General features: G+C 59.5%; 5 protein-coding genes. All 5 read left to right on the top strand.

Annotation, left to right across the window (positions count from 1 at the left end; translation table 11 throughout):
- Positions 1–165: 165 nt before the first annotated feature.
- The 5 genes from ACFE7X_RS00895 (at position 166) to ACFE7X_RS00875 (ending at position 12,260) form a co-directional block, all read left to right on the top strand.
- On the top strand, positions 166–1,323 hold the full coding sequence (locus tag ACFE7X_RS00895) for a glycosylase (RefSeq protein WP_375433765.1): 1,158 nt from the start codon (positions 166–168) through the stop codon (positions 1,321–1,323).
- Entirely contained in the window at positions 1,323–2,750 is a 1,428-nt protein-coding gene (locus ACFE7X_RS00890) for an arabinose isomerase (RefSeq protein ID WP_375433764.1), read from the top strand. Before ACFE7X_RS00895 ends, ACFE7X_RS00890 begins: the two co-directional genes overlap by 1 nt.
- A 122-nt stretch (positions 2,751–2,872) precedes the next feature.
- Entirely contained in the window at positions 2,873–5,332 is a 2,460-nt protein-coding gene (gene galB, locus ACFE7X_RS00885) for a beta-galactosidase GalB (RefSeq protein WP_375433763.1), read from the top strand.
- A 15-nt stretch (positions 5,333–5,347) separates the two neighbouring features.
- Entirely contained in the window at positions 5,348–8,782 is a 3,435-nt protein-coding gene (locus ACFE7X_RS00880; RefSeq protein WP_375433762.1) for a glycoside hydrolase family 2 TIM barrel-domain containing protein, read from the top strand.
- A gap of 1 nt (position 8,783) precedes the next feature.
- Positions 8,784–12,260, top strand: coding sequence for a glycosyl hydrolase (locus ACFE7X_RS00875; protein WP_375433761.1), 3,477 nt, complete (start codon positions 8,784–8,786; stop codon positions 12,258–12,260).
- The last annotated feature ends 176 nt before the right edge of the window (positions 12,261–12,436 follow it).

Below are 12,436 nucleotides of genomic sequence, written 5' to 3'. Positions count from 1 at the left end.
TCGTGTGGTAAACTCATCTAGCACCACTACACCAGCACGCGAGATGCTTCGGCTGTGCTCAGCATGACAATAGCTTTGGCAACGGCAGCACGCCCAAGGTTTCGGTAAAAGGACGCCAGATCAAGCAGGACAGACGATAAATCTGATAGTAAAACTTTCCATATCATGAAACTGAAATACGCCTATCTGTTGCTGCTTGGCCTGCTGAGCCAGCCTCAAGCCCGGGCGCAAGTGAAGCCGCAGGTGGTGCCGGCCGACGTGATGCAGAAGGTGTATGAGGAAGTGAAAACGCCGCATAAGTACGGCCTCGTGCTCGTAACCGACGACAACCGCAAGAAGATGGACTGCCCGAGCGTGTTCCGTAAAAACGGCAAGTGGTACATGACCTATATCATCTACGACGGCCGCGGCTACGAAACCTGGCTGGCGCAAAGCAAGGACCTGCTGAAGTGGGAAACGAAAGGCAAAATCATGGCTTTCACCGATACCACCGACTGGGATACCAACCAAAAAGCGGGCTATGTGGCCCTGCAAGACCACAAATGGGGCGGCAGCTACGAGTGGCAACCCTACCAGGGCAAGTATTGGCTGTCGTACTTCGGCGGCAACTCCCGCGGCTACGAAAAGGGCTTGCTCTCCATCGGCATGGCCTACACCACCAAGGACCCCACCACCGTGCACCAATGGCAGCGCCTGCCGCAGCCGGTGCTCAAAGCCACCGACCCCGACGTGCGTTGGTGGGAAAACCACACCATCTACAAAAGCTCCATCATCTGGGACAAAAGCAAGCAAACGGGCCACCCCTTTGTGATGTACTACAACGCCAACGGTGACTCGCTAGACACCAAACGCGGGGCCGAGCGCATCGGCATGGCCGTTTCCGACGATATGACGCATTGGTCGCGGTATATGCGCAACCCGGTTATCAACCACCACAAAGGCATCAGCGGCGACGCTTACCTGCAACAAATGGATAACGGCCTGTGGGTGATGTTCTACTTCGGCGCTTTCTACCCTGGTGTGAGCGGCGCAGTCAACCGCTTCGCCTGCTCTTACGATTTGAAGAACTGGACCGACTGGACCGGCGCCAACCTGGTGGAACCCTCCGAGCCCTACGACGAGCTATTTGCTCATAAGTCGTTTGTGGTGAAGCACAAGGGCGTGGTGTACCACTACTACTGCGCCGTGAACAAGCCCGACCAACGCGGCATTGCCGTGGCTACCTCCAAAGACCTGGGCAAGAGCAAGCTCACCTTCATTGCCCCGCCCGTCAAAAAACCCAAAACCGACGCTAAAGCAACCCCTAAAGCCGCTACCAACTAATGCAGCATACTTTAAAAATTGGCCTCTTTGGCATCGGTCTGGATGCGTACTGGGAGCAATTCGCCGGCTTGAAAGAACGACTGGAAGGCTACCTCACCACCGTGCAGAACAAGCTGGCGGCCGTGCATCCGCACATTGTCAACGCGGGCTTGGTGGATACGCCGGAAAAGGCCTTTGAAGCCGGCAGCCAGTTCCGGCGCGAGGAAGTGGATTTGATTTTCCTGTACGTAACCACCTACGCGCTGTCGAGCACGGTGCTGCCGGTGGTGCAGCGGGCCAAAGTGCCGGTAATTATCCTGAACCTGGCACCCGAAGCGGCTATTGATTACGCAGCGTTCAACCAGATGACCGACCGTACCCAGATGACCGGCGAATGGCTGGCCTACTGCTCGGCGTGCCCGGTGCCGGAAATTGCCAACGTATTCAACCGCACCGGCATCACCTTCCACCAGATTACCGGCATGCTGCACGACGACCCCGAGTGCTGGCAGGAAGTAACGGAGTGGGTGGAAGCCGCCCGCGTGGCGCACACCATGAGCTACAACCGCCTGGGTTTGATGGGCCATTATTACAGCGGCATGCTCGACATCTATTCCGACCTCACGCAACAATACGCCACCTTCGGTGGCCACATCGAGCTGCTGGAAGTAGACGAATTGGCCGACCTGCGCAAGCAGGTAACCGACGAGCAGATTCAGAAGCGGGTGCAGCATTTCCAGGCTTCTTTCGACGTGCAGCCCGACTGTCCTCCCGACGAGCTGGCCCGCTCCGCCCGCACCTCCGTGGCCCTGGATGCGCTGGTGGAACGTTACCAGCTCGGCTCGCTGGCTTACTTCTACAAAGGAACCGGCAACTTCGACAACGAAGACACCATCAGCTCCATCATCCTGGGCAATTCGTTGCTCACGGCCCGTGGCATTCCCGTGGCCGGCGAGTACGAGGTAAAGAACGCGCAGGCCATGAAAATAATGGACAGTTTCGGCGCCGGCGGCTCGTTCACGGAGTACTACGCCCTCGATTTCAAGGCAGACGTGGTGCTCATGGGCCACGACGGACCGGGCCACTTGGCTATTGCCGAAGGCAAAACCAAAGTGCGGCCCCTGGGCGTGTATCACGGCAAAGTCGGCCGCGGGCTATCGGTGGAAATGTCGGTGAAGAACGGGCCGGTGACGTTGCTTTCGGTAGTGGAAAAGGCGGGTGGCAAGCTTATGCTGCTCGTGGCCGAGGGTGAATCGGTGCCGGGCCCCATCCTGGAAATCGGCAACACCAACAGTCGCTACAAATTTTCTATCGGCGCCCGCAAGTTCGTCAACCGTTGGAACAGCTACGGCCCGGCTCACCACTGCGCAGTCGGCGTCGGGCACATCCGCTCGAAGCTGGAAAAGCTGGGGCAGTTGCTGCACCTAGAAGTGGTTGATGTGTGCTAAACCATTAAACGATGTAGAAACGTGATACTTCGCGTCTCCCACCGGAACCGCTCATTTCAAGCAACCTCAGCAACCACAAGACGCGAAGTGTCGCGTCTCTACAGCCCTCGAAAACCCGCCCTATGACTCGCCTTCTCTCCCTCCTACTGCTTCTCCTTCTCGGCACCCAAAGCGCCGCTTTTGGAGCGCAGCCAGAGCCGCGGGTGGTAGTGGAGTTCAATAAAGACTGGAAGTTCTTTCTCGGCGACGAGGCGCAGGCCAAAGATGGAGCGTTCAACGACGCTAGCTGGCGGCTCCTCACCTTGCCGCACGACTGGAGCATCGAGGGCCGATTCGACGAGAAGAACCCCGCCAAGCCCGAAGGCGGCGGCTTGCCTACTGGCATTGGCTGGTACCGCAAGACCTTCACGCTGCCCGCTACCAAAGGCAAGCGGGTCTACATCGAGTTCGACGGGGTACATCAGCGTAGCGAAGTTTGGCTGAATGGCCGCTCCTTGGGCTTCCGGCCCAACGGCTACATTTCCTTCCGCTACGACCTGACGCCCTACCTCCGCCCCACCGGGCAGCCCAACGTGCTGGCCGTGCGCGTCGACAATTCCGCGCAGCCGAACTCCCGTTGGTACACCGGCTCGGGTATCTACCGCAACGTACGGCTGGTGACCACCAATACCGTGGCTGTGGACCAATGGGGCACCTTCGTGACGACGCCGCAGGTAAGTTCGACGGCCGCAACGGTAGCCGTGCAAACGCAGATCCGCAATGCAGCAGGCAAGTCGCAGCAAGTCAACTTGGAAACGGTGGTGCTGGATGCGCAGGGCAAAGAAGTAACTCGGCAGCTCACGAAAAGCATCAAACTCACCGATTCTACCACCCGCGTGGCGCAGAACATCAACCTTTCAAACCCGCAAAACTGGTCAACCACGCAGCCCTACCTCTACCGGGTGCAAACCACGGTGTTCCAGGGCAAGAAGGCGGTGGATACTTACGATACGCCGCTAGGTGTGCGCACGGCAGCGTTTGGCCCGAGCGGCTTTTTCCTGAACGGACAGCCGCTCCGGATTCTGGGCGTGTGTCAGCACCACGACCTGGGTGCGCTGGGGGCGGCCGTGAACCTGCGGGCCATGGAGCGGCAGTTGGAAATCCTGAAAGCCATGGGCTGCAACGCCATCCGCACTGCGCATAACCCGCCCGCACCCGAACTGCTCGACCTCTGCGACCGAATGGGCTTCCTGGTGCTGGACGAGGCGTTTGATATGTGGCAGAAAAAGAAAAACGGCAAAGATTACCACCTCGATTTCAAGCAGTGGCACCGCCGCGACCTGGAAGACCAAATCCGGCGCGACCGGAACCACCCCAGCGTGTTTATGTGGAGCATCGGCAACGAAATCCGGGAGCAATTCGACAGTACCGGCGTGCAACTCACCAAGGAACTGACGGCCACCGTGAAGCGCCTCGACCCGTCCCGGCCCGTCACGTCGGCCCTAACGGAGCAGGAGCCCGACAAAAACTTCATCAGCCAAGCGGGCGTGCTCGATGTACTGAGTTTCAACTACAAACACGAGGGCTATCCGGAACTACCCAAGCGTTTTCCCGGCCAAATATTCCTGGCCACCGAAACCGCAGCGGCATTCGAAACCCGAGGCCATTACGACATGCCGTCCGACAGCATCCGTATCTGGCCTAAGGATGGCAAAACCAAGTTCACCATCGGCAACCCCGATTTCACAGCCTCATCGTACGACAACGCCCGACCTTATTGGGGTGCTACGCACGAAGCCGCCTGGGGCGCCATCAAGCAAAATCCACACTTGAGTGGCCTGTTCGTGTGGTCGGGCTTCGACTACCTCGGTGAGCCGCTGCCCTACCCTTGGCCGGCGCATAGCTCTTATTTTGGCGTCATCGACCTGGCGGGCTTCCCCAAGGATGCCTACTACCTCTACCAGAGCGAGTGGACCAACCAGCCCGTACTGCACCTGCTGCCGCATTGGAACTGGCGCCCCGGCCAAACCGTGGACGTGTGGGCCTACTACAGTCAAGCCGACGAAGTGGAACTCCTACTCAACGGCAAGTCGCTGGGCACCCGCAAAAAGCAAGGCAACGACCTGCACGTAATGTGGCGCGTGCCCTACGCCCCTGGTACCCTGCAAGCAGTGTCGCGCAAAGGCGGGCAAACCGTGCTGACGCGCACCATCAACACGGCCGGCCCCGCTGCCAAAATCGAGCTAACCGCAGACCGCAGCAAGCTCCAAGCCGACGGCAAAGACCTGTCCTTCATCACCGTACGGGTGCTGGATGCCGCCGGCAATCTAGTACCCGACGCAGCCAACCTAGTACGCTTTTCCACCACTGGGCCAGGCGCAATTGCCGGCGTCGACAACGGCTATCAGGCCAGTTTGGAGCCGTTCAAGGCTGATTCGCGCAAAGCCTACAACGGCATGTGCCTAGCCATCATCCAAACAACGGAGAAGGAAGGAACTATCACGGTGCAGGCCACCGCCGATGGCCTGACGCCGGCCTCCGTGACGCTAACAAGCGCCTCCTTCTCCGGAAAAGAGAGGGGAAGCTTGACGAAACAACATTGATTAAGAACAACATAGATGAAGTTTCACATAAATACTTGCCCTACCAAACTGCGCCGCCGTGGCTCCCCCTCTCCTTTTCGGAGAGGGGGTCGGGGGGTGAGGCGCCACGTCTGCTTTTTCCTGCTACTCCTGCTGCCCACGCTACTCCATGCACAGGAAGCTAGCGTGTACTTCTTCCCGGGCGTTTCTCATCCGCCGAAAGTGTATCCTGGCGAAGCCGACGGCTACCAGATTCCGCAGATTACCGAGCTAAACCGCGACGCGGCCCGGGCCACGGCGTACTCTTTTCCAACTGAAAAAGACGCCCTACTCGGCGACCGAACCAAAACACCGCGGCTGCTTTCCCTGAATGGCAACTGGGATTTCAGCTTCGCTAGCAAGCCCGCCGACGCTCCCAAGGACTTCTACAAAAGCCGCGTGAGTGGCTGGAAACCGCTGACTGTGCCCGCCAACTGGGAAATGAACGGCTACGACTTACCCATCTACAAAAGCGCCAAGTACCCCTTTCGGCCCGTGACGCCGCCCTTCGTGCCGCAAGACTACAACGGTGTGGGTTCCTACCAACGCACGTTCACGGTGCCGGCTGGCTGGCAAGAACAGAACGTGACGCTGCATTTCGGCGGCGTCAGCTCGGCATTTAAGGTGTGGGTGAACGGCAAGTTTCTGGGCTACGGCGAGGACAGCTGCCTGCCATCGGAATTCAACGTAACGCCTTATCTGCAAGCCGGCGAAAACATTGTCTCAGTGCAGGTAATGCGCTGGTCGGATGGGTCCTACCTCGAAGACCAGGACCACTGGCGACTCAGCGGCATCTACCGCGAAGTGCTGCTGCTGGCCGAGCCGAAGTTTCGCATTGCTGACTTCCACTGGCAGGCCAAGCTCGATAAGCAATACAAAGACGCAGTGCTGAGCATCCGGCCCCGGCTGGAAAACTTGACCGGCAACAACGATTTAAGCGGCTATCAGCTAAAAGCGCAGCTCTACGACAAATCAGGTGCGGCGGTACTGGCCAAACCTCTACAACGCACGGCCGAAAGCATCATCAACGAGCCGTATCCGCGCCTTGATAATGCCAAGTTTGGCTTGCTGGAAACCACCATCCGCAACCCCGCCAAGTGGAGCGACGAGGCACCCAACCTCTACACGCTGGTGCTCACGCTCACCGACAAAGCCGGTAACGTGCTGGAAGCCAAGAGTTGCAAAGTAGGCTTCCGCAGCATCGAGTTTTCCAAGGACAACGGCAAGCTGCTCATCAACGGCAAGCTAACCTACCTCTACGGCGTCAACCGCCACGACCACCACCCCACCAAGGGCATGGCCGTGACCAGGGACGACATCCGGCAAGACGTGCAGACGCTCAAGCAGTTCAATTTCAACTGCATCCGCACCAGCCACTACCCCAACGACCCCTACTTCTACGACCTCTGCGACGAATACGGCATCCTCGTTATTGACGAAGCCAACCTAGAAACCCACGGTCTGGGCTCCAAACTCAGCAACGACCCCGTCTGGACGACAGCCTACCAAGAGCGTAGCATGCGCATGGCCCTGCGCGACAAAAATCACCCCAGCATCATCTTCTGGAGCCTCGGCAACGAGTCGGGCCGCGGACCGAACCACGCCGCCATGGCCGCCTGGCTCCACGATTTCGACATCACCCGCCCCATCCACTACGAGCCGGCCATGGGCGACCCGCACGTGGAAGGCTACATCGACCCGTCCGACCCCAAGTACCCAAAAAACCACGCCTACCGCATTCAAACGCCCCGCGACCAAGCCTACGTGGACATGGTGAGCCGCATGTACCCTGGCTTGTTTACCGGCGAGTTGCTAGCCAACCAGCAAAACGGCGACAATCGGCCCATCTTCTTCTGCGAGTACGCCCACTCCATGGGCAATGCCACCGGCAATATGAAGGAATTCTGGGACGGCTGGCGCGCCACCAAAAGGGTGATTGGGGGCTGTATTTGGGAGTTCAAAGACCAGGGACTACTGAAAAAAGACTCTATTGGCACGCCTTTCTACGCCTACGGCGGCGACTTTCAAGAGAAGTACTACGACGACTTCACCATCAAAGGCATCGTGGCCTCCGACGGCAAACCCCACGCCGCCATCTACGAATGCAAGCGGGTGTACCAACCAGCAGAATGCACGCTGACCGACGTTGGCAAAGGCTTGCTGAAAATTGAAAACCGCCACGCCAGCAAGTCGCTCCGTGACTACACGGTGGCGCTGACGGTGCGGGAGGATGGCCGGGTAGTTTCAACCAAGATGCTGCCGCGCCTGCAACTAGCGGCGGGCCGCGACACGGTTCTTTCCCTCAAGCCCTTCTTGCCGAAAATAAAATCCGGCGCCGAGTACCTAGCCACTATTTCCTTTACGCTGCCGGAGCAAGCCACTTGGGCCCCCAAAGGCCATGAGGTAGCCAGCAACCAATTTGCGCTGACCGGGTTGGCGCAACCATCGGCCCCGGCCGCCAAGTATCCGGCAGTAGCCGTGCGCGAAGAGGCCAATACCTACACGCTGAGCGGCAAGGACTTTCAGGTGGCCTTCGACAAAACCAGCGGCGCGCTAACTTCTTACCGTCACCGGGGCACCGAGCAGTTGGCTACCCCGCTCCTGCCCCACTTCACGCGCCCCCTCACCGACAACGACCGCCGCGGCTGGAAAGCCGATAAGAAGCTGAAAGAATGGTTTACGGCCGCTCCCAAGCTGCAAAGTATGACGCTTGATAAGTCAGGCGCTGGCATAGCTAGCCTCACGAGCACCTACCGCCTCATCGAAGACAAAACCACGGTCAGGGTGACTTACACCGTCAACGGCGACGGTGTGCTGAAGGTGGATTACGCCCTGACGCCCGCCGCGGGCCTGCCGAACATCCCGAAGGTGGGCATGCAGGTTGGTATTCGACGCAGCTACGACCAAATCAGCTACTACGGCCGTGGCCCGTTGGAAAACTACATCGACCGGCGCTACGGGTTCGATGCGGGCATCTACAGCCAGCCGCTTAGCGAATTTGCCGATTCCTACGTGGTGCCCATGGAGTACGCCAACCGCACCGATGTCCGCTGGATGCAGCTCGCCGACAAGAAGAAAACCGGCCTACTAGTAGTGGCCGACAGCCTATTGAGTATGAGTGCCTGGCCGCATACTGAGCAGAACATTCAAGCGGCCCGCCACACCAACAAGCTTGAAGACGCGGGTTTCGTCACCCTGAACATCGACCTCGCGCAGATGGGTGTCGGCGGCAACACCAGCTGGGATGCACAAGCCGCGCCGATCGACAAGTACCAGTTGCCCGCCAAACCCTACACCTACAGCTTTTACCTGCTGCCGCTGGATGGCAAGAAAGCCGATGTCGGCGCATTGGCGCGGAAGGTGCGGTTCAACAGCAAAACACAGGTTCGCGAAGGAAAAACGTCTACCGTCGGTAGCACCGGCAAACTGTAGCATGAACCGTAGGCTCTCTCCTTCTTCCTTTACGTGCGGCCTGCTGTTCAGCCTTGCCTCCTGTGTGGCCAGCCAAGAGGCGCGGGCGCAGTCCAGCACAGCGCCTGTTGACTTGCAAGCGGCCTTTCAGAACCCGCCTGACGCTGCCAAGCCGTGGGTGTTCTGGTACTGGATGAACGCTGCCGTAACGCCTGAGGGTATTACGGCCGACCTGGAAGCTATGCGCGAAGCAGGCATCGGCGGGGCGTACCTCATGCCGATTAAGGGCGTCGAAAATCCGCCGGCTATTACGCCGCCAGCCGTGCAGCTCTCGCCGCAATGGTGGAAAATGGTGAAGCACGCCATGAGCGAAGCCGACCGCCTCAACCTGAAATTAGCCATGCACGTCAGCGACGGGTTTGCGCTGGCCGGCGGCCCCTGGATTACGCCTGAGCTGTCGATGCAGAAGGTGGTGTACACGCAAACCCATGTGCAGGGCGGCCGGCGTATCATCCAGGTGCTGTCGAAAGCCACCACCGTGCAGAACTACTACCGCGACATCTCGGTGTACGCCTACCCTACTCCTGTGGGCGCTACTGTTACTGCCGCCGCTAAACTTCAGGTTACTTGCAGCATAGCAGGCACCAAGCCAGAATTACTAGCCGTAGCTGGCAATAAAGAAGGCTTCAAAACCAGTGAGCCGGGCTGGATTCAATACGCCTACGCGCAGCCGTTTACCTGCCGCTCCATCCGCATTCGGTCGACGGGCTATAACTACCAGGCCAACCGCCTGCGGGTGGAAGCTAGCACCGATGGCCGCACCTTTCGGCCTGTCGTGCAACTGACGCCGCCCCGCAGCGGCTGGCAGGACAGCAGCGCCGTGACGCATGCCATTCCGGCCACTACGGCGCGATTTTTCCGGTTTGTGTACGACCCCGCCGGCTCGGAACCGGGCGCCGAAGACTTGGACGCAGCCAAGTGGAAACAGTCATTGAAGGTGACAGGAATTCGGCTGTCGGGCGAGGCGCGCATCCATCAGTACGAAGGCAAAAACGGCGAGGTGTGGCGAGTGAGTGAGCGCACGACTGCGCAGCAACTGCCCGATTCGCTGTGCGTGCCGCTCAATAAGGTCGTCAATCTGACCAGCAAGATGGAAGCCAACGGCCGCTTGACCTGGCAGGCCCCGCCCGGCAACTGGACGGTGCTGCGCGTCGGGCACGGCTCTACGGGTCAAATTAACACCACGGGCGGCGGGGCCCGCGGCTTGGAGTGCGACAAGTTCAACCCGGCGGCCGTGAAGCTGCAATTCGACAGTTGGTTTGGCGAGGCCATCCGCCAGGGCGGGCCAGAGCTGGCTGGTCGGGTGCTGAAAATGTTTCACGTGGACAGCTGGGAATGCGGCTCGCAGAATTGGTCAACCAACTTTGCCACCGAGTTCCAGCAGCGCCGCGGCTACGACTTGCTGCCCTACCTACCTGTATTGACTGGGGTGCCGCTGGAAAGCGCCGACGTATCGGAGCGGGTACTGTTTGATGTGCGCCATACCATTGCCGAGTTGGTGAACGACAAGTTTTATGTAACGCTGAAAGAGCAGGCGCACGCCAAGGGTTGCACGTTTTCGGCCGAGGCCATTGCGCCTACGATGGTCAGTGACGGCCTACTGCATTACCAGCACGCCGACGTGCCGATGGGCGAATTCTGGCTGCGCAGCCCCACCCACGACAAGCCCAACGACATGCTCGACGCTATTTCGGGCGCGCACATCTACGGCAAGAACATCGTGCAGGCCGAAGCCTTCACCGAGCTAAGATTAGCTTGGGACGAGCACCCCGGCATGCTCAAGGCCCTGCAAGACCGCAACTACGCGCTGGGCGTCAACCGGATGGTGTACCACGTATTCGTGCACAACCCATGGCTGAACCGCAAGCCCGGTATGACGCTGAGCGGCATCGGCCTGTTTTTCCAGCGCGACCAAACCTGGTGGAAACCCGGCCGCGCTTGGGTGGATTACGCCCGCCGCTGCCAGGCCCTGCTCCAACTCGGCCACCCCGTAACAGACGTAGCGGTATTCACGGGCGAGGAAACCCCGCGCCGCGCCATCCTCCCCGACCGGCTGGTTTCGACGCTGCCCGGCATTTTCGGGGCGGCCACGGTAGCCAGTGAAAAGCAGCGCCTCGCCAACGTCGGTCTACCTATGCGGGAATTGCCCGAGAAGGTATCGGCTTCTGCCAACATGGCCACAGCCGAAACCCTCGTGGACCCGCTGCACGGCTACGCTTACGACTCCTTTAACAAGGACGTGCTGCTGAACCGCGCCACGGTGCAGAACGGCAAAATCACGCTGCCGGGTGGAGCCAGCTACAGCTTGTTGGTGATACCGGGCGCGCACCCTCTGTCACCCGATAGCACCTCCATGACGCCGGAAGTGGCAAATCGTCTGCGCAACTTAGTGCAGGCCGGCGCCACCGTGCTCCTCGACCGGTTACCCACTCGCTCCCCGGAGTTGCGCAACTTTCCAGCCGCTGATAAAGAGTTGCAGCAGCTAACGGCACAACTGCCCCGCACCAATGGGCCAGTAGCTTCCACGTCGGCAACGCCGCTCTCATTCGGGCAAGGCCGAGTGTTGCAAGGCCCTTTCACCGCTGATTCCTTTGAAGCTTTAGGTTTAACGCGGGACGTTTCGGCGACCAATGCTACCGGCCAACGCGCCCGCGGCATTGCCTGGAACCACCGCACCGATCCGCAGTTCGACATCTACTTTATTTCCAACCAGCTCGACTCCGTTCAGACCATCGACCTATCGTTGCGCGTAACGGGACGGCGGCCGGAACTATGGGACCCGGTGACTGGCGAAACGCGCCTTGCGCAAGACTGGCAAATCGAGAACGGCCGAACCCGGCTGCCGGTGCGCCTGAACCGCAACGAATCAGTGTTCGTGGTGTTCCGCGAGCCGACCACGCAGCAAGCCGCCCGTACAGGCCGGAACTGGACGGACGTGAAGCTAGTGCAAACCATTACCGGACCGTGGCAGGTTTCCTTCGACGCCAAAGCCAGTGGGCCAACGCAGCCCCTGACTTTCAATGAACTAACTGACTGGAGCAAGCACCCCGACGCTGCAATCCGGCACTATTCGGGCACCGCCGAGTACACCAAGACTTTCCGCTGGAAGGTTAAGAAACATAATCAGCAGCGCGTATGGCTGGAGCTAGGCCAACTCGCCAACCTGGCCGAAGTGCAGGTAAACGGCACGCCATGCGGCATTTCCTGGACTGCCCCCTACCGCATCGACATCACCAATGCCTTGCGCAAAGGCGACAACCAGCTTCGCATCCTCGTGACCAACACCTGGGCCAACCGCCTCATCGGCGACCAAGCCCTACCCACCGACCAGCGCCAAACCTGGACGCCCGCGCCTTCCCCAACCAACAGCAAGCCACTTCTGCCGGCTGGCTTGCTCGGGCCGGTGAGCATTGGTGTTTCCACTGAATCAACGAAATAAACGCCCTCAATAAAGAACGTCATGCAGAGGCGGAGCCGAAGCCTCTCGCGTGCTGACGTTGCCAAAGTAACCGTCATGCTTCGACAAGCTCAGCATGACGGTTACTTTGGCAACGTTACATGGATACTACCAACAGGCAAAATGCCTATAAACGGATGCCAGATAAGCACAATGGC

The organism is uncultured Hymenobacter sp. (genome assembly GCF_964242765.1).
GTDB lineage: Bacteria > Bacteroidota > Bacteroidia > Cytophagales > Hymenobacteraceae > Hymenobacter.
Note: the sequence above shows the minus strand (reverse complement) of the source record. Positions and strands in the feature narration are given on the sequence as shown.